This is a genomic window from Streptosporangium sp. NPDC006013 (assembly GCF_040614275.1).
Classification (GTDB): domain Bacteria; phylum Actinomycetota; class Actinomycetes; order Streptosporangiales; family Streptosporangiaceae; genus Streptosporangium.
Map to the genome: position 1 here is coordinate 1 of NZ_JBEXUE010000008.1, position 21,803 is coordinate 21,803.

The window sequence follows — 21,803 nt, forward strand, 5'->3', positions numbered from 1 at the left end:
GCTCCGGCGGTCTGCCGTCCGGGCGCCGGTCCGGTGAGGCCGTGCTCGGTCAGGAAACCCGTATGGGTCTCCCCGGCGAGGAACGCCGGATGGCGCAGGACCTCGACCAGCAGGTCCCGGTTGGTGACGGGGCCGTGGATCCGCGCGCCCGCCAGCGCGAAGGCCAGCCTCCGCACGGCGTCGGAGCGACTCACGCCGTAGGAGACGACCTTGGCGAGCATCGGGTCGTAGTGCACCCCGATCACCGAGCCGTCCTCGACGCCGGAGTCCAGCCGCAGTCCGTGCCGCCCGCCGGACGCGGGCGCGAAGCGGGAGTCCACGCCGGGGATCTCGAGGCGGTGCAGGGTTCCGCTCTGCGGGAGCCAGTCGCGGGCCGGGTCCTCGGCGTACAGGCGCGCCTCGACGGCGTGCCCGGACGGCTCGGGCGGTGACGCGGGCAGCCGGGCGCCCTCGGCGATCCGCAGTTGCAGCTCGACGAGGTCGACGCCGTAGACGCACTCGGTCACCGGGTGCTCCACCTGCAGGCGGGTGTTCATCTCCAGGAAGGCGACCGTGTCGCCCTTGACGAGGTCGCCCCTGACGAGGAACTCGACGGTTCCGGCGCCGACGTAGTCGATGGCCCGCGCGGCCGTGACCGCCGCGTCGCGCAGCCGCGCCCGCGTCGCCGGGGAGATCGCCGGAGAGGGGGTCTCCTCGATCACCTTCTGGTGCCGCCGCTGGATCGAGCACTCCCGCTCGCCCAGCGCCCACACCGTCCCGTGCCCGTCGGCCAGGATCTGCACCTCGATATGCCGGGCGCCCTCCAACAGGGGCTCGACGAATACCGTGCCGTCCCCGAACGCCGACGCGGCCTCGGCGCGCGCCGACTCGACCGCCTCCGGCAGGTCGCCGGTCAGCCGTACGACGCGCATCCCGCGCCCGCCGCCCCCGGCCGACGCCTTCACCAGCAGGGGAAGGGGTCCGCCCATCGGGGTGAACACGGCGTCCAGGTCCCGTTCCAGGTCGTCCGTCGAGTGGCCGGGACCCGTGGTGAATCCCGGCAGCACCGGGACCCCCGCGGCCGCCATCAGCTCCTTGGCCTCGATCTTGGAGCCCATCGCGGCGACGGCCTCGGCCGGTGGACCGACCCAGGTCAGGCCGGCGTCCCGCACGGCCCGCGCGAAGGCGGCGTTCTCCGACAGGAAGCCGTAGCCGGGATGGACCGCGTCCGCCCCCGATCTGCGGGCCGCGTCGATGATCTTCTCCACCGACAGGTAGGTGTCGGCGGGTCTGACACCGCCGAGCCGCACCGCGTGGTCCGCCTCGGCCGCGTGCGGGGCGTCGGCGTCGGCGTCGGAGAAGACCGCGACGGTCTCGATGCCGAGGTCGCGGCAGGTACGGAAGACGCGGCGGGCGATCTCACCCCGGTTCGCGACGAGCAGGCGGCGGATCGGCGAGGCGGTCACGGGCATGTTCGCGGGCATGTTCGCGGGCATGGTCACATCCGGAAGACGCCGAAGCCCGCGGGCTCCGGGGCGGGGGCGTTGTGTACGGCGGACAGGCACAGGCCCAGGACCGTCCGGGTGTCGCGGGGGTCGATCACCCCGTCGTCGTAGAGGCGGCCGGAGAGGAAGAACGGCAGCGACTCGGCCTCGATCTGCGCCTCGACCATCCGGCGCATCGCCGCGTCGCCCTCCTCGTCGTAGACCTGCCCCCGGGCCTGGGCCGCGGCCCTGCCGACGATGGACAGCACTCCGGCGAGCTGGGCGGGCCCCATGACCGCCGACTTCGCGCTGGGCCAGGAGAACAGGAAACGAGGGTCGTAGGCCCGGCCGCACATGCCGTAGTTGCCCGCTCCGTACGAGGCGCCCATGACGATCGTGAGGTGCGGGACCGTCGAGTTGGACACCGCGTTGATCATCATGGCGCCGTGCTTGATGATGCCGCCCTGCTCGTAGTCCTTGCCGACCATGTAGCCGGTGGTGTTCTGCAGGAAGACCAGCGGTGTGCGGGCCTGGCCGGCGAGCTGGATGAACTGCGCGGCCTTCTGCGCCTCCTCGCTGAACAGCACCCCCCGGGCGTTGGCCAGTATCCCGATCGGGTAGCCGTGCAGGCGGGCCCACCCGGTCACCAGGCTCCCGCCGTACAGGGGTTTGAACTCGTCGAACTCGCTGCCGTCCACGATCCGTGCGATCACCTCGCGCGGGTCGAACGGGATCTTCAGGTCTTCGGGCACGATGCCCAGCAGCTCGTCCTCGTCGTACAGCGGGTCACGCACGGCCCCGGCGGAGGCACCGAGCCTTCGCCGGTTCAGGCCCCTGACGATCTGCCGCCCGATCCGCAGCGCGTCGTGCTCGTCGGCGGCCAGGTAGTCGGCCAGCCCGCTGACCCGGGCGTGCATCTCGGCACCGCCCAGCGACTCGTCGTCGGACTCCTCCCCGGTGGCCATCCTGACCAGCGGCGGCCCTCCGAGGAAGACCTTCGCGCCCTCCTTGACCATGACCACGTGGTCGCTCATCCCCGGTACGTACGCCCCGCCGGCGGTGGAGTTGCCGAAGACCAGGGCGATCGTGGGGATCCCGGCCGCCGACAGGCGGGTCAGGTCGCGGAAGATCCGGCCGCCGGGGATGAAGATCTCCTTCTGGGTCGGCAGGTCGGCCCCGCCGGACTCCACCAGATTGATCAGCGGCAGCCGGTTCTCGAAGGCGATGTCGGCCGCCCTGAGCGTCTTGCGCAGCGTCCACGGGTTGGACGAGCCGCCCCGCACCGTCGGGTCGTTGGCGACGAGTACGCACTCGACGCCCTCGACCACCCCGATCCCGGTGACCACGCTCGCCCCCACGGGGAAGTCGCTGCCCCAGCCCGCCAGCGGTGAGAGCTCCAGGAACGCCGAGTCGGGATCGACGAGCAGCTCGATCCGTTCCCTGGCCAGCAGCCTGCCCCGCGCGCGATGCCGGTCGACGTACTTCTCGCCGCCGCCGGCCACCGCCCTGGCCTGCTCGGCGTCGAGCTCGGCCAGCTTGGCGAGCATCGCGTCGCGCCGGGCCAGGTAGTCGTCACCGGAGGTGTCCAGCCGGCTCACGAACCCGCCTCCTTTATTGACGTTGGCGTCATGTTGTTGCCCCGGCTCGCGGGCGTCAGGCCGATGGCCCGGGCCCAGAGCGTGGAGAGCATGGTTACGGCGGTCCGCTCGTCGGCGTGCTCGCCGAGGTCGAGCCAGACGTGGGCGAAGTGCTCGACCATCCCGCCCAGCATCACGGCGGTCAGCCGGGGGTCCAGCGACGGATCGGCCAGGCCCTGCTCCTGCAGGCGGCGCAGTCCCTCCGCGCCGCGCCGCACGAAGACCTCGCGCAACTCGAGCAGGAGGCCGCGGAACCCCTCGTCGGCGATCGCGACCTGCTCCAGCATCCTTACCAGCCGGGAGTTGGTGGCCCAGGCGCGCAGGTAGAGCAGGTTGGCGGCCTCGATGCGGGCGTACGGGTCGTCGGGAGCGCTGGGCCCGACCACGCTGGCGGTGAACATCTCGCCCACCACGGTGGCCGCCACCTCACGGAACAGCTCCTCGCGCGAGCCGAAGTAGGTGTAGAAGGTGCCGTGTGAGACACCGGCGCGCGCGCAGACGTCGTCGACACGCACGGCGTCGTAGCCTCGCTCCTCGAACATCTCCCGTCCGGCCTGGACGAGCGCCGCTCGCGTGCGCCGGCCCCGGGTGCTGAGCGTCTCAGACTTGACGATCACGTCAGTTACGGTAACCCAGAACCCATCCGCCTGCCAGAGGCCGGGATGGATTCGATGTCGCCCTCACTCCGGCGAGGCCGCGGCTGCCGGCTCCGACGGCGCCGGAGCCGTCCCGCCCGTCGACACCGCTGATCGAGCCCGGCTCTGACCGATTCAGATCGCGGCCAGGTCCACGGTGACCCGCGCCGCCGGTACGGGTCGCGCCCGGTTCCAGGAGGTTCCGGCCCATAGGTGCAGCGCCTCGGCGTCCCCCTGTGCCGCGGCGGCGCGCCGCAGCGGCGCCGTCAGGTGATGGACCTGCGGATAGGCCGCGGGCGCCCGGCCGGAGTACTCCGTCATGAACCGGTTGACCAGGCCACGCGCCGGACGTCCGGTGAAGGCCCTGGTCATGGCGGTCCGGGTGAAGCGCGGATCGGTCAGCGCCGCGCGGTGGACCGCGCCGGTGCCGCTCTCGGGACAGAGGAGGAAGGCGGTGCCCGCCGCGGCCGCGACCGCTCCCGCGGACAGGACCCGGGAGACGTCGGCGGCCGAGGCGATACCGCCGGCCGCGATGAGGGGAAGCCGTGACACCTCACGTATCCGGGGCAGCAGGCGGTCCAGGCCCATTCCTTCTGCGTCCGTGTTGGCGAACGACCCCCGATGCCCGCCCGCTTCCTCTCCCTGGACGCACAACGCGTCGGCCGAGGCCAGCCGGGCCTCGGCCACCGACGTCACGGTGACCATCACCGCGGTCCCCTTGCGGCGGAACGCCCGGACGAGTTCGTCCTCGGGACAGCCGAACGTGAATCCCACCACCGCGGGCGGATCCGCGAGCAGATCCTCGATCTTGGCCGTGAAGTCGTCGTCGCCGCCGCGCGGGACCCCGAGCTCGGTGCCAAGCCGCCGCGCCTCCCCCTCGATGGCTCGCGCATAGGCACCGAGTTCGGCCTGATCGGCCTCGTCGGCCGTAGGCATGAACACGTTCACTCCGAACGGACGAGACGTGAGTTCACGCGTCCGCTCGATCTCCTGCCGCATCTGCGCGGCCGTCTTGTAACCGGCCGCGAGAAATCCCAGACCTCCGGCGCCGGACACGGAGGCGGCCAGTTCGGGCGTGGACGCCCCGCCGGCCATCGGAGCCTGGACGATCGGCAGCCTGGACGGCCACGGCATCGGATCAGGCATCGGCTTCTCCTCTCAGCACTCCATGGTCTGGAAAACCTATGCCGCCGATCAACACATCCCACTCGCGAGTTCACGGTAAATCCAGATCAAGTACCTGGAGCGCCAGGTACCCGGCAAACGCCACTGCGCACAGGTCAGGACGGCCGTATCCATGGCTTTGAAGACATACCCCGGCGTCTCCGAGCGGAGCCGCCTGGAGATCTCCTGCCGGCTCCGGGCCGACCGGATGCCGCGATCGTCCTGGTCGTGGGCGGGACGCTCACGCGGGTCACCGAGGAGCATGCGACAGTCCTCGTGCTCAGCCGCAGTGGCTCCAGCCGCTCTTCCAGGACAGCGACCCGTGTGAGCCTCCCCAGATGACGCACTTCTTGGCCCCGGACAGGCGTACCGGGCCCGCGTAGACGGTGAACTTGCCGGGGTTGCTCCCGCTGGAGCCGCCCTGCACCTGAAGTGTCGCGTTCATTGAGATCTTGGCGGGAATCACATACCTGGACATGGTGACGACGCAGTTCTTGCCCGCGGCGGAGCTGTAGAGCAGGTAGATCGTCGCGACACTGCCCAGGGCCTTGGAGTTGATGACCTTGTAGCCGCTGCCGCAGACGCCGGTGGCCGTATAGGGGTTGGGCTTCTGAGGGGCGGGACTCGGCTTGGTGGTGGGCTTGACGGTGGGCTTGACGGTGGGCTTCACCGTCGAGGTCGGTCGCGAGGTGGCGGTGGGCTTGGCCGTCGGCTCGGGAGCCGATGAGGGCTTGACGATGTCGCTCGGCTCCGCCGAGCCCGGTTGCTCCGCCGGCGGGGTGGGCTTGGCGGTGGTGGCCGCCGGGCTGGAGGTCCGGGAGGGGGGCCTGCTCGGCTTCCCCGTCGGCGCTTCCGCCGCGCGGCTCGGGTTCTCGGCCGGCCGGGATGACGGCCGCGCGATCGGCCGGGACGGGTGGGGCGTGATCGTGAGGAGTTCCTTGTTCTCCGGAGGCCGGGAAGCCTCTTTCCCGGCCGTGGGCGGATCGCCGGGAACGGCCGCCGGGTCGGGGGCCGGGGTCTCCGCCGCGATGGATGCCGCTCCGGCTCGCGCCATCGTGGCCTTCTCGTCGTTCTGCAGGACCGCCACGGTCCCGGCGGTCACGCCGAGCGCGGCCACGACCGCCACCCCGGTGAGCAGGAGCCCCACAGGCCCGCGCGGCTTCCTCTCACCAGGCTCCCCGGCCCGCCCGGGGCCGCCGTGTCCCGGTCCGCCGTGTCCCGGTCCGCCGTTTCCCGGCCCTACGTGTCCCGGTCCTACGTGTCCCAGCGCGGTGCCTCCCGGTCCGCCCGTCGGTGGTCCGTCCTGACGCTGCCCACTCTGTCGCGTGGCCGCCGCGGACACGTGACCGGGACCGGGCACGTGACCGGGCACAGGGCCGGGGAGGGGGGCCGGACGCCGGACCGGGGTGGTGGGGGCGGTGCCCATCAGACGGTTGACGAGTTGCTCGGCGGTGGGGCGCAGTGCCGGGTCCTTCGACAGGCAGGCCGTGACCAGCTCGCGCAGCTCTCCCTCCAGCGCGCCCAGTTCCGGCTCCGTGTTCAGGATCCGGTTGATCACGATGGGGATGGAGTCCTGGCCGAACGCGGGCCTGCCGGTCGCGGCGAAGACCATCGTGACGCCCCAGGCGAACACGTCGGCCGCGGGTGTCACCTCGCCCGCCCCGAGTTGCTCGGGCGCGAGATAGGAAGGGGTGCCCATCGCGACCCCGGTCGCGGTCATCCCCGGGGAGTCCAGCGCCCTGGCGATGCCGAAGTCGATCACCACCGGGCCCTCGGGACCCATCAGCACGTTGGCGGGCTTGAAATCACGGTGCAGGATGCCCGCGCGGTGGATCGCCGACAGCGCGGTGGCGGTACTGACGGCGAGACGTTCCAGGGAGGCACCGCGCCGCGGCCCCTGACTGTCGACCAGCTGGCGCAGGGAGGGGCCGGGGACGTACTCGCTCACGATGTACGGACGGCTGCCGGCGAGGTCGGCGTGGAGCACGGAGGCGGTGCAGAACCGGGCCACCCGTTGCGCGACCGACACCTCGCGCAGGAAGCGCGCCCTGGCCTCGGGGTCGCCGACCAGTCCGTGGTGGAGAAGCTTGACGGCGACCTGCTCGCCCTCAGGCCCCCGTCCGAGGTAGACGATCCCCTGCCCGCCCTCTCCGAGCCGTCCGGTCAGCTCGAACGATCCCAGGCGCGGGGGATCCTCCGTTGTTAGTGGTTCCACCAGATGCCCCCCCGACAAAACCCAAAAAAATGGTTTATGTGGGGCAGAACGCTACCAGCGTGAGAGGGGAGTGAACGGCCATGGAGATCCGAGGAGCCGCGGAATCCCGTGCTCGGTCTGACGGGAATCTGACGGGAATCCGCGGAGGTCCCATCTTTTGCCCTGGTGGGGCGGGATCTGCGGGGTTCCCACCCGGTGTGGTGGGAACCCGCTCAGATGGCCTTGCCGGGGTTGAGGATGCCGAGCGGGTCGAAGACCTGTTTGATCCCGCGGTGGATCTCCTCGGTGACCGGCCCGGTCTCCATGGACAGCCAGCGCTGTTTCAGCAGCCCGACGCCGTGCTCGCCGGTGAGCGTGCCCCCCATCTTCAGGGTCTCCCTGAAGAGCTCGTCGGCCGCCGCCCACACCTCGGGCGGCGGTTCGCTCAGGGTCCTGTCGAAGACGAAGACGGGGTGCAGGTTGCCGTCGCCCGCGTGGGCGACCGTGGTGATCAGCACGCCGTGCTTGGCCGCGATCGCCTCGATCTTCTCGATCATGTCAGGCAGCAGGGAGCGCGGTACGCACACGTCCTCCACCAGGCACTTGCCCAGCCGCTCCTTGGCCTCGTACGCCATCCGGCGGACCTCGATCAGCTGCTCGGCCTCCTGCGCCGACGACGACACCGCCACGAAGGCCGCGCCGTTGGCGGTGCAGAGTTCCGCCATGCGCTCGGAGACGGCCGGGCCGTCCACCGCGTCCGACTGCGCGATCAACATCGCCCGGGTCGACTCCTCCAGCCCGATGTTCCGCCAGTCGTCGATGGCCTTGAGCGTGTTCCGGTCGAGCAGCTCCAGCAGGGACGGCTGGCACCCGGCCGCGATGATCGCGGAGACGGCGGCGGCGGCCTCCCTGAGGGAGGTGAACTCGGCCGCGATCGTCGCCGGGTAGACCGACGGCGCTCTGCGCAGCCGCACCGTCGCCGCGGTGATGACCCCGAGCGTCCCCTCGGAGCCGACGAACAGGCCGGTCAGGTCGTACCCCGTCACGCCCTTCACGGTGCGCCGACCGGTGTTGATCACCCGCCCGTCCGCGAGCACGACCTCCAGGCCGAGCGTCGAGTCGCGGGTCACGCCGTACTTCACGCACCGCAGGCCGCCCGCGTTGGTCGCCAGGTTGCCGCCGATGGTGGAGATCTCGTAGGAGGAGGGGTCGGGGGCGTACATCAGCCCGTGCTCGCGGGCGGCCCGGTCCAGGTCGGCGGTGATGACCCCCGGCTCGACCACGGCTATCTCGTCGTCGGGGGACAGCTCCCTGATGGCCGCCATCCTGTGCAGCGCCAGCACGACGCACCCCTCGACGGCGGTCGCCCCGCCGGCCAGGCCGGTGCCGGCACCCCGGGGCACCACGGGGATTCGGTGACGGGTGGCCCATCTCATCACGGCGACCACGTCGTCCCTGGTGTGCGCGAGCACCACGGCCAGCGGTTTGCCGGGCTCAAGAAAGGTTCGATCCCGGGCGTAGGAGTCGGTCACGTCGGAGTCGGTCAGCACCTTCTCCGGTGCGAGCGCGGCGACAAGTTCGGAGATAGCGGTCACAAGTGGACTGTACGGCCTGGTCCCGAGCGAGTGTTCGGCGGTACGCCGAACCCCCCATACGCCAATTCCGCACCTCAAGGGGCTTTCGGAGGCGGTTTCAGGCGGCGCCGAGCCGGAGCGTAGTGAAAATCACCACCATTACCAGTAAAAGACACTTTATTTCATTTTTACAACATCATTTGGCGTCTTGACTCTGGCTTTACCTTCTCGTCTAACGTCCCCGTTCGGTGCGCTCATCCGGCGCGCCGGAAATGTCCGCATCCGGTAAACCCGGGTGCAGGGAGGGGACACGTTGTCCGGCAGATTCAGCAGAGGAGGCGCTCCCAGACGCCTTCTCGCGATAGTTCCCGTGCTCGGCCTGGCCGTCACGGGACTGGCTGTGAGCGGTGCGTCGGCCGATAGCGACTCCTCGGTCGCGCGTTACCAGCCGACCGCGGCCGACTACTACATCAACTACGCGCCGCCCAGGGACGAGCCGGAGGTCGGCGACCCGGCCGTGCCGTCGGCCAAGGCGCGCAAGACCGGTCCGTCCAGGAAGATCGACCGGAAGTACTCCGAGGGCAACCCCGTCGCCGCGCGGGTGCTGGCCGCCCGCGAGGCCGAGGCGATCAGGACGGGGCTCAACCCCGCGGACCTCCTCTTCAAGAAGGCGAAGACCCCCAAGACGGCCAAGCTCCTCACCCTGCTGGTGGAGTTCAACGACCAGGCGAACGACGACTTCTCCGGATTCTCCCGTCCGGCGAGCGTGACCAGCGAGGACCCGGCCGAGTGCGTCACCGAGCCGCCGGGCACGCGGCTCAACGGCCCGCTGCACAACAAGATCCCCAACCCGGCCACGCTGTCCCACAAGGACAACAACAGCTTCTGGGTGCCCGACTTCAGCCCCGACCACTTCAACAAGATGCTTTACAGCACCGGGGGCATCACCCAGCGCGTCCGCACCGACCTGACCGACCCGCGGGACGGCCGCAAGGGCATAGACATCTCCAAGCACACCCTGAAGAACATGTACGAGGAGATGTCCAAGGGCGCCTACACGGTCACCGGGCAGGCAAGCCCGTGGATCAAGGTCCCGCACTCCGAGGCATACTACGGCGCGCGCGCCTGTGGCCAGCCGGTACAGGACATGAGCGGCCACCCGGACAACCCGCGCGGGGCCGGCCAGCTCGCCATCGACGCGGTGAACGCCCTGGCCGCCGCCGACCCGAACTTCCCGTGGGCCGACTACGACCTCGAGGACGTCGGTGACGCCGACGGCGACGGGAACTTCGCCGAGCCCGACGGCGTGGTCGACCACCTGGTCCTGGTCCACGCGGGCAAGGACAAGTCCTCCGACGGCGGCGCCGAGGGCACCTACGCGATCTGGGCACACTCCAGCGCGGTGGCCGGCGGCTACCAGGTGCCCGGCAAGAACGTGAAGATCTCCAACTACATCGTGCAGCCCGAGGACTCCGGCGTCGGTGTCTTCGCCCACGAGTACGGCCACGACCTGGGCCTTCCGGACCTCTACGACACCAGCGGCCAGGCGTCCTCCGCGGTGGACTTCTGGGACCTGATGTCCAGCGGATCACACAGCGGCCCGATCTTCCAGTCGATGCCCACCCACATGAGCATCTGGAGCAAGTGGGTCCTCGGCTGGGCCAACCCCAAGGTCTTCAACCCCGGTGACCGCGCCCGCGCGGTGACGATCGGCCAGGCCTCGCGTACGCCCAAGCTCACCGAGGACGGCGTCCGGGTGAACCTGGACAGCCCGCCGGTCACGATGGTCGAGCCGCACAGCGGCACCAAGACGCTCTGGTCCAACTTCGACCAGGAGTGGGCCAACGTCAAGATCGCCCGCGACGTTCAGGTGCCCGCGGGGACCGACCTGAAGTTCTGGCTCTGGAACAACTACGAGATCGAGGACGACTGGGACTTCGGCTTCATCGAGACCTCCGTTGACGGCGGCGCCACCTGGAGCCAGCAGAAGGTCTACACCGACGGCGGAGCCCTGGTCTCCACCGACGACGACTACACCGACCCCAACGGGAACCTCGCCGCGTTCGGCGACAAGAAGTACGGCCTCACCGGCGCCACCAACGGCTGGCGGCACGACTACGTCGACCTCACGCCGTTCGCCGGCAAGAACATCAAGATCCGCCTGACCTACAACACCGACGCGGCCTACACCCCGCGCGGCTGGCACGCCGACGACTTCGCGCTCACCAACGGCACCCAGACCGTCTGGAGCGACGACCTGGAGGGCGGCCTCAACGGCTGGACGGCCACCGGCGGCAGCTTCAACAACACCAACGGCCAGGGCTGGGCCCTCAACGACGGCACGCGGGAGGTCTCCCGCTTCTACCTGGCCGAGTGGCGCAACCTCGACGGGTTCGACAAGGGCCTGCAGTACACCTACACCACCAACTACTCGCGTGACGGCGCGTGGAAGGTGGAGAAGGTCAAGTACAACGCCCCCGGCCTGCTCGTCTGGTACCGCGACTCGAACTACACCAACAACTCGGTGGCCAACAACCTCGAACTGGCGCCGAGCATCGGTTCCAAGGGCAGCCTGATCCTGGTCGACTCCCACTTCGACCCGCTGCGGCGGACCGGCGTGGCGGCCACGAAGGATCCCACCACGCTCAAGAACATGTCGGGACGCGTGCAGAGCTCGAACGCCGCCTTCTCCTTCGCCAAGACCTACCCCTTCACCGATTGCATCGAGGGGCCGGACGAGCCCTTCAGCACGTACTGCACCAAGGTGGACGGGCTGAAGGGAGTCTCGGAGTTCACCGACGCCAAGACCTGGTACCCCGGCTTCGAGGCGCGCGGCACCAGCCTGTACTACCGCGACTTCGACGCCTCGACGGTCGTACCGTCGGCGGGCGACCAGCTGTACAGCACCCGGGTCGTCAACGCCGACGGCACCCCCGCCAACGACTGGTACGGGACCGACATGGGCGGCGGCCATGTCCTCGGCTCCGGAAACCCCGGTGACGAGGGCAAGGCGCTGGGCGTGAAGCTCAAGCTCGTCACCCCGCTGCCGGGTAACCTCGGCGCGATCGTTCAGGTCACCCCGCCCAAGAAGTAAACCCCGCAGGAGTATGGCCCCGCTGTCACCGACGGCGGGGCCATACCATTTGAACGGGCAGGCACCCGATCGGATAGGGGCAGCGTGGGAGAGCTTCGAAGCAAGGCCGAGCACACCGAGGCCATCAGGACCGAGGGCAGGGTCTGCGTGGTCGTCAACACGCGCTCGCGCCGAGGCCGGCGCCACTACCCGGAGGTGGTCCGCGCGCTGCGGGCCGAGAGGTTCGGATCGATCCGCTTCTTCCCCGTGGAAGATCCCAAGCGTCTGCGCGCCATCATCGAGGAGGCCCTGGCCGCGGGGCCCGACCTGCTCGTCGTGGGCGGTGGCGACGGCACGCTCAGCTCCGCCGTCAAGCACGTCGCCCACCGCGACGTCGCCCTCGGCGTGCTGCCCCTGGGCACCACCAACAACTTCGTCCGCAGCCTCGGCGTCCCCCTCGACCTCGCCGGAGCCATCGAGGTGCTGCGCACCGGCAAGGTCGCGGACATCGACCTGGGCATCGCCGGAGACCGCGAGTTCGCCAACCTGGCCAGCTTCGGGGTGTCGGTGGAGGTGGCGGGCAAGGTCAGGCACGGGGTGAAACGCCTCCTCGGCCGCGCGGCCTACCCGCTCACGGCACTGACGGTCCTGCCGGGCCACCGGCCGTTCCGGGCCTTCCTCACCGTGGACGGCCGCCGCCACGAGCTGCTCACCCACCAGCTCAACATCGCCAACGGCCGCTTCCACGGCGGCTGGCAGGTCGCCAAGGACATCAGCATCGACAACGGCCGCCTGGTCGCCTACCAGCTCGGCTCGGGCAAGCGGCTGCGCCTGCTGGTGGAGACCATGATCCGGGCCGGCAGCGGCCGCTGGCGCAGCCTCGCGGGAGGTCCCTTCGTGGTGGGGCGCGAGATGCATCTGGAGACCGACCCGCCGCTGGCCGCCGACGTCGACGGCGAGGTCCGCCTGATGACCCCCATCACGATCCGCACCGTCCCCAACGGGCTGCGGGTGATGGTCCCCGAAGACTTCGTCGACTCCTGAGCCGCGTTCAGTCGCGCCGGTCGGGCAGGTCGGGCAGGTCGTCGGTCCAGCCGATCCGTTCGTACACGGCGAACGAGGTGACCTTGTAGGTCCGCCCGTCCCGGAGCCGGTCGAGGCCGTCCCGCTCCCGCGACAGCGGCAGCCCGCTCGACACGTCGATCACCAACCGGTTGGTTCCGTAGACCTTGCTCTCGCCCTGTGGTGTGGTGGTGCTGACCGGGTAGGAGATCGCCTGGCCGACCCGGCCGAGCCTGTCGACGACCTCCCCCTCCGACGTCATCCCCGGCAGGGAGGCCAGCAGCCGATAGGCCGCCGCGCGGGTCGCGGGGGTGACCGGGAGCGAGGTGAGCAACTGCACGCAGTCCTCCAGCAGCCACGGCTCCACCTGCTTCTCGGCCTTCTCGGCCCCCGGCGACTCGGCGGTGAACTCCTTGCCACGCCCGTTCAGGTAGATCCTCAACTTCTCCGGGGTGTCCGGTATCGCGCGCACCTCGGCCCAGGTGAGCAGTCCCTTGGTCAGGTAGCCGGCCGACCCCTTCCACTTGCCGCGCAGGCGGGACGCCTCCCGCTCTCCCGGTTTGGACTCGATCCTGTCCTCGGCGGAGACATAGCCGCCGGTCAGCGCGCCGTCCGCGAACAGCCAGCGGTCGGGGGAGCCGTCCTTCCGCCAGGCCGCCTCGTCCTTGGGAGTCGCCGGTTTCGCGCCGAGGTACTGGCTGATCCTCCAGCTCTGCCCGTCGCGTGCGCGCGACAGCCACATCTCCTCGGCGCGACTCTGCAGGATGAGATAGCCGGCACTCGGCGCGACGCGCTGGTTCCCCCGGACGGTGCGGGTGACCCAGTAGGCGCCCTCCGCCGGTGCCCTGGCCGCCGCGGTGGCCGCGGCCAGCAGGACCTGTCTCGCCTCGGCCCCGGTGTCCTGCGTGCCGGGGGCGGGCAGGTGCGGGAGCGGCGTCGGCGAGGCGGCGGTCGACGAGGTGATCACCAGGGCCGCGGCCGCGGCGGTCCCGGCCAACCCCATCCCCAGGGCCGTCCACCAGGCCGCCCTGCGGCCCCGCCGTGCCTGCAGGAGCCTTCGATCTCCGGGCGGCCCCTGAGGCGACGGCATGGCGGCCAGGAGCCGGTCCCGGCCCGCCGCGATCACTTCGCGGGACGGTTCCGGCTCCGCGAGCAGGTCCCGGACCGCGGTCAGGTCATCCATCGGAGCCTCCGATCATGGGATTGACGCCGCCCAGCGCCGCGCGTAGCTTCCTGCGCACCCGGTTGAGCCGGGAGCCGACGGTGCCGAAAGGGATGTGGAGGATCTGCGAGACCTCCTCGTAGCTGAGATCGGCGAGCGCGACCAGCAGCAGCACGTCGCGGTCGCCGTCGGAAAGGCCGCTCAACGCCGACGCGAGCGGCCCCCGCACGCCCGCGGCGGCGAGGCGGGTGGCCACCCGCTCCTCGTATCCCTCGTCGGTCTCACCCTCGACGGGTGCCCGCTGGAACGCCTCCAGCCTGCGTGTCTCGCTCCTGCGGTGCTGGGCGACCAGGTTGGTGGCGATGCCGTACAGCCAGGGCCGCACCGTCCCCCTGGTGGGGTCGAACGTCTCCCGTCTACGGAACGCCACCAGGAAGGTCTCGGCGGCGACGTCGTCGGCGATCTGCGAGCCGAGCCGTCCGGCGGCGTAGCGGTGGATCTCGACGAAGTAGCGGTCGTAGAGCATCGCGAACAGGTCGGGACGGTGCCGCGACCGTTCTATCAGCGCGGCGTCGTCGACTCTCGTCGGCGCATCAGGGGGAGCGGCCATGTGCCGGGTGTCCCTTCTATGGGTTACACCCCTACTCCGTCGCGGGCCCGGTTCGCCTTCACGACTGTTTTCCGGTGATACGCCGGAACCTCATCCTGAGCCTGTCGAGCAGCGGCTCCTGTCCCGGCCCGCTCCTGTCACGCGGGCTCTCCTCGCGCGCTTCCCCGTTCCGCGCGGGCGCGTGGGCGTCTCGCCGGTGGCGTTCCGGCTCGGGCCCTTCCGGGCGTCCGGGAGCCGCCACACCGGTGTTCGCCGTACCAGGGACCTGAGGGAGGGGGGCCGACGCGCCGGAATCCGGCGCGGTGAGGGCCGCGGGGCGGGGGCGCCGCGCCCGTCGCAGGTCGGACAGGGCCTCGGCGGCGTCCGGGCGCTTGTACGTCGCGTGGTCGCGCATGCGCCGGAGCAGGTCCATGATCTCGGCGGACGCCTCACTGGAAGCGGGTTCGGCGTCGGGATTGGCCGGTGGGAGCTCCCCTGTCAGCAGTTGGAAGGCGATCACCCCGGCCGCGTACACGTCGGAGGCGGCGGTCATCCGCTCGGGCATGGCCTGGCACTCGGGGGCCGCGTAGTGGGTGTCGAGCACGTTGGGCAGTTCGTTGGCGACGGTGTGCGCGCGGGGGCCGGGCTTGGCGTAGTCGAACCCGGTGAGCATCGCCCGGCCGTTCTCCGTCACCAGCACGCACGCGGGACTGAGCGCCCGGTGGATCACGTTGTTGGCGTGCACGTGGGCCAGGCCCAGCAGCATGTCCTCCACCACGTCCAGCCGGGCGGCGGTGGAGAGCGTGCGGGGGGAGGCGGTGAGGTGCAGGTGCAGCGCCTGACCGTGCACGTCGTCGAGGACCAGCACGAACCTGCTCTCGTCGTCGATGGCGAAGAAGTCACGGGCACGCACCACGCACGGGTGCGCCGGGATCCTGGTGAGAGCCTGGTAGGCGTTGGTGATCAGCCGCCGTTCGGCCGCCCTCGGTTCCTCCTCCGCCAGAGGGTCGGCCCGATAGACGCGCAGCAGAACCGTCTCGCTGCCGGGAACCGTCGCGTTGATCGCGCGATACTCGGTGACCCGGTTGTCGCCGCCCAGTTGCTCCTCCACCTCCCAGCTGCCGAACCGCGGCGGCGCCGTGGAGCGTCGCACGCTCCCGTTGAGCGCCTCGATGATCGCGGTGCCGTACGGCGCGGTGTCCGTGGTGTGGCCGCGTCTGACGCGGGAGGCGTCACTCAGCGTGCCGACAAGCCCGGCCAGGTCGGTGACGTGGCGTGAGTCGCGGCCGGCCGGGTCGACCAGCTCCGCGTCGGCCCCGGTGAGCACCACCAGGCTGTCGACGTAGACCCGGTCCAGCTCGCGCCGCTCCTGGGTGAGCAGCCCCTTGAGCGCGCGCCCGTTGCCGCGCAGCTTGGCGACAGGGGAGCCGAACGCCTCCCGCCGCAGCGGGAACCAGCGGTTCCCCGCGACCTCGATCCTGCCCCGGGTGCCCTTGACGTCGATGACGCAGAGCGAGTGGCCGGTCAGGACGATCACGTCCACCTCGAAGGTGTCGTCGCCGCGGGGCACCTCGATGTTGTGCAGCAGCAGCCAGTCTGGCGGGGCGCTGTCTCGCAGGTGTGCGATGACCCGTCGCTCGGCGTCGTTGACCGGGCTTCCGCCGCCGACGATCTGTGCCATCTCTAGCGTGCCGCCTTCCTGATCGTGCTCATCGTGCCACGCAGTATCTCAAGAGGCTCATCTTCGCCCGTACCTTTACTTTTCCACCACTCGGACACGCGGGCCTCCCTATGATCATGGCCTAGTCCTGGCCGGGAGACGTGATCGACGTGTCCGGCACGTCAGGGGTGCGGGCGGTGCCGCCGCTCCTGCGGGTCGTGGTCGTGGGGCGGTGTTACCCCTGAGGCTCCGGTGAACACCGCCGCCGGACGGATGTTTGCCGCGGTGGGACAGGGTAGGCGTCCTTTCCTGTAGGGGGAGGAGGCAATCCATGGTCAACACCAAGGAGTCACTGCCGACGTCCGAGCTGATCCGGCAGATGTCGGAGCAGGTCTCGCGTCTGGTCAGGGACGAACTCCGTCTGGCCAAGGCGGAACTGACGGAAAAGGGCAGGCACGCCGGAATCGGCGCGGGGCTGTTCGGCGGGGCGGGAGTCGTGGCCCTGTTCGGGACAGGCTCCCTGGTCGCCGCGGTGATCCTGCTCCTCGCGTACGTGATGCCCGCCTGGGTGGCCGCGGCGGTCGTGGGCGTGGTGCTGCTGGCCCTGGCCGGTGTGCTCGGGTTCTCCGGCAAGCACCAGGTCGCCGAGGCGTCCCCGCCGACTCCCGCGCGGACCATCGAGAGCGTCAGGGACGACATCTACGCGGTAAAGGAGAGGGCCCACCGATGACTGAGACAGACCCGGGCGGACCCGACCGCTCCCGGGCCGAGGCAGGGATCACCGGATCCCGGAGGAAAAGGGTCGGTGCCCCGATAACGCCGGACGAGAGGGAGTCGCTGAACATCCCGCCGAAGCAGCCGTACGGCACGCCCGGCGAGGATCTCGGCGTTCCGGAGTCCGAGCGCGACGGCACGCCCCGGCTCGCGGAGAACGCGGCCGCCGACGTCGCACCTTACGTCGACACCGGTGTCGGCGAGACGAAGACCGGCAAGATCATCACAAAAGACGAGAGCGACGTGGAAACCGTGCGGCGGGACATCGAGGACGCCCGCCGCGAACTTGGCGACACTGTGGAGGCACTGGTGCACAAGACCGATGTGAAGGGCCGTTTTCAGGAGACCGCCGCCCATGTGGGGGAGGACCTGCGCAAGGCGAGAGCGGCGACCGCCACCACCGCCACCGAGATGGTCGAGCGTGTGAAGGAGGCGGCTCCCGAGGTCGTCGGCCGGGTCAAGGAGGTGACCCCCGCAGAGATCAAGGACGCGGCGGAGAAGGTCACGGCCGAGGCGGGCAAGCGCCCCGTTCTGACGATCGCGGCGGTGGCCGCGTTCGCCCTGGTCGTCTTCCGGGTCCTGCGGAGAGGAAGGAAGCGGTAGCCGTCCGGCGACACCGGCAGGGCCGTCCCCGACGATTCACGGGGGGCGGCCCGAAGCCCTCGAAACCGCCTTGGGGGCCCTCGGGCTGACCGGCCGGTGGGGTGCTCCGAGCGGTCCTCGGCACCGCCGGGAACGATGCGAACCGCCGGATCTCCGGAGATCCGGCCAATACCCGTGCGCCCAGGCGAGCCAAACTCATGTCTGCCGGGGTAATCTGACCGTTTCCGGGCGGGCGGCGGACCCCCTCCTCTCCGCCTGCCCGGACCTTCCCACCGCTGATGTCCCGCGAAACCGCCTTCGCTCCGCCCGGACCTTCGCATCGGCCTGCACCGGCCAGGCCGCGTTTTCATAGCGAAAGGCGAAGTATCCGGACTCAGGCACATGCGTGCCCGAGCGCATGTAGCGTTCTCAGGGCAGGACAACACGGGAGGTCTCATGCGCCACGCTCTCGGGATCGCCGCAGGCCTCGCTCTCATCGCGGTGGCCCTCTCCCCGCTGCCCCGCGCCCAGGCCAGTTGTGTCAGCGTGACCAGGAAATGCCAGGCCGAACCACTGATCGGTATCGAGGTGGCGGCCAGGGCCACGCCCTCCGCGGCCCCGAGCAGGCAGGTCTCCTACACCCTTGACTACTTCATGACCCTGACCCCGTCCTTTGCCCCCTACTGGGGCACCTTCTGGGTGGGGGGCCGCTTTCCCGCGGGGCGAGGCCCCACCAGGGCGGTGCTGCTCGACGCCGCCGGCAAGCGGGTCGCCGTCCTACGCTGCCGCGAGCACTCCGACGGTGTCTGGTGCGCCGCGGGCAGCCACATCCCGCACCGGGGAAGGGTCGTCCTCACCGCCCCCACCGGGGGCAAGGGCGTGACCAGACTCGGTTTCGACAGTTTCGAAGGGCTCGACCGCAAGGAGTCCGAGCGGCGCTTCAGCCGGCGGGAGGCGCGCGAGAGATTCTGCAACCACCGTTTCAGCACGACCGTCACCACGACGCCGGACTCCTGAGGAGACGCGTTGAACGCCGCACTGACCGGTGTGCACCACCTCAAGATCTGGGTGAGCGACCTGGAGCGGAGCCGCTCCTGGTACGAACGCGTCCTGGGGCTGGAGCACCACACCAGCTTCGAGGACGAGGACGGCGTGATCAGGGGCATGAGCTTCAAGGTCCCCGGCGCCGCCTTCCAGATCGCGCTGCGCCAGAACCTGGACCTGGCCAGGGCGCTCTTCGACGCCGACCCCTTCGCGCTCCAGGTCACCCTCTCCGGGCTCGACGCCTGGGTCGCCCACCTCGACGACCTCGGCATCCCGCACAGCCCGATCATCAGGGCCTCCTCCGGCCACGCGCTGGGTTTCGTCGACCCCGACGGCGTCCAGATCCGGCTGTACGCTCCGGACGAGGAGGTCCACGCCGCCCAGGTGGGCCCGGAAGGCGTCTACCGATCAGGCCCGGCCCCCGGCTTCGCCCCCGGGCGGGACGGGGCCTGAGAGGCCCGCCTGCCGGAGCGGCGGCAGGCCTGGCGCGGCCGCGCCGAGCGGGATCCTTCCCGTGATCACCGGAAGGTTCCGGCGGGGGCCCGTGGCCCCGGCCGGGACGGTGCGAGATCATGTCCTTGCGCCACCTGGTGAAGTATCTCCCGCAGGCCAGGACCGGCCCGCTCCCCCTCCGCGGGACCGCTTTTCCGGAAAGGACCTCGTGATGGACTTCGAGCTCAACGAGGAACAGCAGCTGTTCCGCCGGACCCTGCGGGAGTACGTCGACAAGGAGATCGTGCCGGTCGCCCCGGAGTGGGAGCGGACCGGCCGCTACCCCACGGAGATCGTCGAGGGCTTCAAACGGATGGGGCTGTTCGGGATCACGATCCCCGAGGAGTACGGCGGGCTGGCCCTGGACCGGGTGTCGTTCGCCCTGGTCTTCGAGGAGATCGCGCGTGGCTGGATGGGCGTGGCCGGGGTGCTCGGCTCGCACTCCCTGGCCGCCTGGATGATCGCCACTTACGGCACGGAGGAGCAGAGAAGCGGTTACCTCCCGGACCTGGCCACCGGTGTCCGCCGCACCGGCATCGCGCTGACCGAGCCGGCGGCCGGCACCGACCTGCAGGGCATCCAGACGCGGGCCGTCCGCGACGGCGACCACTACGTGATCAACGGCACCAAGACGTGGATCACCAACGCCCGGCACGCCGACCCGATGCCCGTGCTGGTCAAGACCTCGCTCACCGACCCCGCGCACCGAGGCATGTCCCTCATCCTGGTCGAGGCGGGAACTCCCGGTTACACGGTCAGCCGCGACCTGCCCAAGCTCGGCTACAAGGGCACCGAGACCTGCGAGATCGTGCTGCAGGACGTGCGCGTCCCGGCCTCGGCACTGCTCGGCGGGGTCGAGGGGCGGGGCATGCAGCAGGCGCTGTCCGCCCTGGAACTCGGCCGGGTCAACATAGCGGCCCGCGCCGTCGGCGTCTCCCAGTGCGCCTACGACGCCGCGCTGAGCTACTCGCGTGAGCGCCACGCCTTCGGCCGGCCCATCTCCGACTTCCAGGCCATCCAGCTCAAGCTCGCGGACATGGCCACCGACATCCAGGCGGCCCGGCTGCTGACCTACTGGGCGGCGGTCCGCTCCGAGAACGGTGCGGTGAACTCCGAGGCCGCGATGGCCAAGTACTTCGCGTCCGAGGTGGCGCTGCGCACCACCATGGAGGCGATGCGGATCCACGGCGGCTACGGCTACTCCCAGGAGTTCGTCCTCGAACGCCTCTACCGCGACGCGCCCCTGATGGCCATCGGCGAGGGCACCAACGACATCCAGCGGATGGTCATCGCGAGATCCCTCATCTCGGGTGCCGCTAAAGTCGGATGGTGATGCGATCTGCCCTTTATGTACCAGGTGACCAGCCCGAAAAACTCGCCAAGGCGCTCGGCAGGGGAGCCGACAGCCTGATCGTGGACCTTGAGGACGCGGTCCTGCCCGTGCACAAGGCGGCGGCCCGCGCGGCTGTCACCGCGTGGCTGCGCGAGCTCGGCCCCGACAACCCCGAGATCTACGTACGGATCAATCCCGGCGCGGCCGGACACGACGACCTGCGGGCGGTCGCCCTGCCCGGGGTGCGCGGGGTCTGCGTGGCCAAGACCGAGTCGGCCGCCGAACTGGAGGCCGTCGATGCCGTGCTGACCGCCGCCGAGGCGGCCCAGGGAGTGCCGGGCGGCTCCATCGTGGTGTGCCCCCTGCTGGAGAGTGCCGCCGCGATCCTGGCGGCCCCCGAGATCGCCAGGGCGCCCCGTGTCGCGCGCCTGCAGATCGGCGAGGCCGATCTCCGGGCGGACCTCGCGGTCGAGACCGGCCCCGACGAGCGTGAGCTGCTGTGGGCTCGCTCCCAGGTCGTCCTGGCCTCGGCGGCGGCCCGACTCGCCCCGCCCCTCGCTCCGGTCAGCACCGACTTCCGCGACCTCGACGCCCTGCGCGTCTCCACCCTCGCCCTGAAACGCCTCGGTTTCCGCGGCAGAGCCTGCATCCATCCGGCCCAGGTGGCCGTCGTCAACGAGGTGTTCACCCCCTCGGAGGAAGAGCTCGACCGGGCTCGTGACCTGATCGCCCGCTTCGAGGCGTCCGGATCAGGTGTCGTCACCGACGCCAGGGGCCAGATGGTCGACGAGGCGGTGGTAAGGGCCGCCCGCCGCCTCCTATCCTGACGTGATGCCAGATGAACGGTGTCTGTTCTGCGCCATCGCGGCGGGGGAGCGCCCGGCCCACGTCGTCGTCTCCGACGGCGTGGCCGTGGCCTTCCTGGACACGCGTCCGGTCTTCAAAGGCCACGTCCTGGTGGCCCCGCTGACCCACGTCGAGACGCTGGCGGACCTGCCGGCGCCGATGGTCGGCCCGTTCTTCGAACGTGTCCAGGCCGTCGCCGTCGCCGTCGAGCGGGGCCTGGCGGCGGCCGGCACGTTCGTCGCGACGAACAACCGCGTCAGCCAGAGCGTCCCGCACCTGCACGTCCACGTGGTCCCCCGTAACCACAAGGACGGCCTGCGCGGCTTCTTCTGGCCCCGTACGAGATACGACGACCCCGCCGAGGCCGAGACCTACGCCCGCCGCGTCCGCGAGGCACTCGGCCCCGCCCCGCCGGCCTCCTGAATCGCCTGACCGCCTCCGGCCTCGAGGATGGCGGCGAGGAGAGTGGATCCTGCCGCTGTTCTGACCGGATACGGAAGGTCGGTGTGATCCGCATGG

Annotated in this window: 18 protein-coding genes; 9 read left to right on the forward strand and 9 right to left on the reverse strand. The window is 70.5% G+C overall.

The features are described from left to right. From ABZ260_RS02470 to ABZ260_RS02495, 6 genes are all read right to left on the reverse strand, one after another. Positions 1–1,475, reverse strand: a 1,475-nt coding sequence (locus tag ABZ260_RS02470; protein ID WP_355611926.1) for a biotin carboxylase N-terminal domain-containing protein, incomplete at its 3' end; no start/stop codon positions are given. 2 nt (positions 1,476–1,477) lie between these two features. Beyond that, positions 1,478–3,010, reverse strand: a complete 1,533-nt coding sequence (locus ABZ260_RS02475) for a carboxyl transferase domain-containing protein (RefSeq protein ID WP_350955894.1) — start codon at positions 3,008–3,010, stop codon at positions 1,478–1,480. Between the two features lie 47 nt (positions 3,011–3,057). Continuing rightward, positions 3,058–3,717 (reverse strand): TetR/AcrR family transcriptional regulator, encoded by a 660-nt coding sequence (locus tag ABZ260_RS02480; protein WP_355554753.1) that lies wholly within the window; start codon positions 3,715–3,717, stop codon positions 3,058–3,060. Positions 3,718–3,870: 153 nt separating this feature from the next. Further along, the gene (locus tag ABZ260_RS02485; protein WP_355611929.1) at positions 3,871–4,881 is read right to left on the reverse strand and encodes a nitronate monooxygenase; all 1,011 of its coding nucleotides are present in this window, start codon (positions 4,879–4,881) and stop codon (positions 3,871–3,873) included. A gap of 298 nt (positions 4,882–5,179) precedes the next feature. Then, positions 5,180–7,114, reverse strand: a complete 1,935-nt coding sequence (locus ABZ260_RS02490; protein WP_355611932.1) for a protein kinase — start codon at positions 7,112–7,114, stop codon at positions 5,180–5,182. A 212-nt stretch (positions 7,115–7,326) separates the two neighbouring features. Further along, entirely contained in the window at positions 7,327–8,688 is a 1,362-nt protein-coding gene (locus ABZ260_RS02495; protein WP_355611935.1) for an FAD-linked oxidase C-terminal domain-containing protein, read from the reverse strand. Between the two features lie 379 nt (positions 8,689–9,067). On the opposite strand from ABZ260_RS02495, the gene ABZ260_RS02500 reads away from it, so the two are divergent. Together ABZ260_RS02500 and ABZ260_RS02505 are read left to right on the forward strand one after the other, a co-directional pair. Continuing rightward, positions 9,068–11,761 carry an immune inhibitor A domain-containing protein gene (locus ABZ260_RS02500; RefSeq protein ID WP_355611938.1) on the forward strand — a complete coding sequence of 898 codons (2,694 nt, stop codon included), beginning with the start codon at positions 9,068–9,070 and terminating at the stop codon, positions 11,759–11,761. A gap of 84 nt (positions 11,762–11,845) precedes the next feature. Beyond that, positions 11,846–12,784 carry a YegS/Rv2252/BmrU family lipid kinase gene (locus tag ABZ260_RS02505; protein ID WP_355611941.1) on the forward strand — a complete coding sequence of 313 codons (939 nt, stop codon included), beginning with the start codon at positions 11,846–11,848 and terminating at the stop codon, positions 12,782–12,784. Positions 12,785–12,791: 7 nt separating this feature from the next. On the opposite strand, the gene ABZ260_RS02510 is transcribed toward ABZ260_RS02505, so the two are convergent. The 3 genes from ABZ260_RS02510 to ABZ260_RS02520 are packed head-to-tail and all read right to left on the reverse strand — an operon-like array spanning position 12,792 to position 16,234. Beyond that, the gene (locus tag ABZ260_RS02510; protein ID WP_355611944.1) at positions 12,792–13,985 is read right to left on the reverse strand and encodes a CU044_5270 family protein; all 1,194 of its coding nucleotides are present in this window, start codon (positions 13,983–13,985) and stop codon (positions 12,792–12,794) included. After that, a complete protein-coding gene (locus tag ABZ260_RS02515) occupies positions 13,978–14,574 on the reverse strand; it encodes an RNA polymerase sigma factor (RefSeq protein WP_355611946.1) in 597 nt (198 codons plus the stop codon). Before ABZ260_RS02515 ends, ABZ260_RS02510 begins: the two co-directional genes overlap by 8 nt. Positions 14,575–14,632: 58 nt before the next feature. Further along, positions 14,633–16,234, reverse strand: coding sequence for an NERD domain-containing protein kinase family protein (locus tag ABZ260_RS02520; RefSeq protein WP_355611950.1), 1,602 nt, complete (start codon positions 16,232–16,234; stop codon positions 14,633–14,635). A gap of 310 nt (positions 16,235–16,544) precedes the next feature. Between ABZ260_RS02520 and ABZ260_RS02525 the strand changes: the two genes are divergently transcribed. The 7 genes from ABZ260_RS02525 (at position 16,545) to ABZ260_RS02555 (ending at position 21,707) form a co-directional block, all read left to right on the forward strand. Further along, a complete protein-coding gene (locus ABZ260_RS02525; protein WP_355611953.1) occupies positions 16,545–16,943 on the forward strand; it encodes a phage holin family protein in 399 nt (132 codons plus the stop codon). After that, positions 16,940–17,590: a DUF3618 domain-containing protein gene (locus ABZ260_RS02530; protein ID WP_355611956.1), complete on the forward strand. Its 651-nt coding sequence runs from the start codon at positions 16,940–16,942 to the stop codon at positions 17,588–17,590. Before ABZ260_RS02525 ends, ABZ260_RS02530 begins: the two co-directional genes overlap by 4 nt. Before the next feature lie 435 nt (positions 17,591–18,025). Further along, positions 18,026–18,586, forward strand: coding sequence for a hypothetical protein (locus tag ABZ260_RS02535; protein WP_355611959.1), 561 nt, complete (start codon positions 18,026–18,028; stop codon positions 18,584–18,586). Between the two features lie 9 nt (positions 18,587–18,595). After that, entirely contained in the window at positions 18,596–19,066 is a 471-nt protein-coding gene (locus ABZ260_RS02540) for a VOC family protein (RefSeq protein ID WP_355611962.1), read from the forward strand. A 211-nt stretch (positions 19,067–19,277) separates the two neighbouring features. After that, positions 19,278–20,438 (forward strand): acyl-CoA dehydrogenase family protein, encoded by a 1,161-nt coding sequence (locus ABZ260_RS02545; RefSeq protein WP_355611965.1) that lies wholly within the window; start codon positions 19,278–19,280, stop codon positions 20,436–20,438. Beyond that, positions 20,438–21,265, forward strand: coding sequence for a CoA ester lyase (locus tag ABZ260_RS02550; RefSeq protein ID WP_355554726.1), 828 nt, complete (start codon positions 20,438–20,440; stop codon positions 21,263–21,265). Before ABZ260_RS02545 ends, ABZ260_RS02550 begins: the two co-directional genes overlap by 1 nt. Before the next feature lie 4 nt (positions 21,266–21,269). Further along, positions 21,270–21,707, forward strand: a complete 438-nt coding sequence (locus tag ABZ260_RS02555) for an HIT family protein (protein WP_355611968.1) — start codon at positions 21,270–21,272, stop codon at positions 21,705–21,707. Positions 21,708–21,803 lie beyond the last annotated feature (96 nt).

Coding starts and splice junctions, on each gene's coding strand:
- ABZ260_RS02550 (WP_355554726.1), top strand. CDS start 20,438: ATGCGATCTGCCCTTTATGTACCAGGTGACCAGCCCGAAAAACTCGCC.
- ABZ260_RS02485 (WP_355611929.1), bottom strand. CDS start 4,881: ATGCCTGATCCGATGCCGTGGCCGTCCAGGCTGCCGATCGTCCAGGCT.
- ABZ260_RS02525 (WP_355611953.1), top strand. CDS start 16,545: ATGGTCAACACCAAGGAGTCACTGCCGACGTCCGAGCTGATCCGGCAG.
- ABZ260_RS02520 (WP_355611950.1), bottom strand. CDS start 16,234: ATGGCACAGATCGTCGGCGGCGGAAGCCCGGTCAACGACGCCGAGCGA.
- ABZ260_RS02475 (WP_350955894.1), bottom strand. CDS start 3,010: ATGCTCGCCAAGCTGGCCGAGCTCGACGCCGAGCAGGCCAGGGCGGTG.
- ABZ260_RS02555 (WP_355611968.1), top strand. CDS start 21,270: ATGCCAGATGAACGGTGTCTGTTCTGCGCCATCGCGGCGGGGGAGCGC.
- ABZ260_RS02545 (WP_355611965.1), top strand. CDS start 19,278: ATGGACTTCGAGCTCAACGAGGAACAGCAGCTGTTCCGCCGGACCCTG.
- ABZ260_RS02515 (WP_355611946.1), bottom strand. CDS start 14,574: ATGGCCGCTCCCCCTGATGCGCCGACGAGAGTCGACGACGCCGCGCTG.
- ABZ260_RS02530 (WP_355611956.1), top strand. CDS start 16,940: ATGACTGAGACAGACCCGGGCGGACCCGACCGCTCCCGGGCCGAGGCA.
- ABZ260_RS02535 (WP_355611959.1), top strand. CDS start 18,026: ATGCGCCACGCTCTCGGGATCGCCGCAGGCCTCGCTCTCATCGCGGTG.
- ABZ260_RS02510 (WP_355611944.1), bottom strand. CDS start 13,985: ATGGATGACCTGACCGCGGTCCGGGACCTGCTCGCGGAGCCGGAACCG.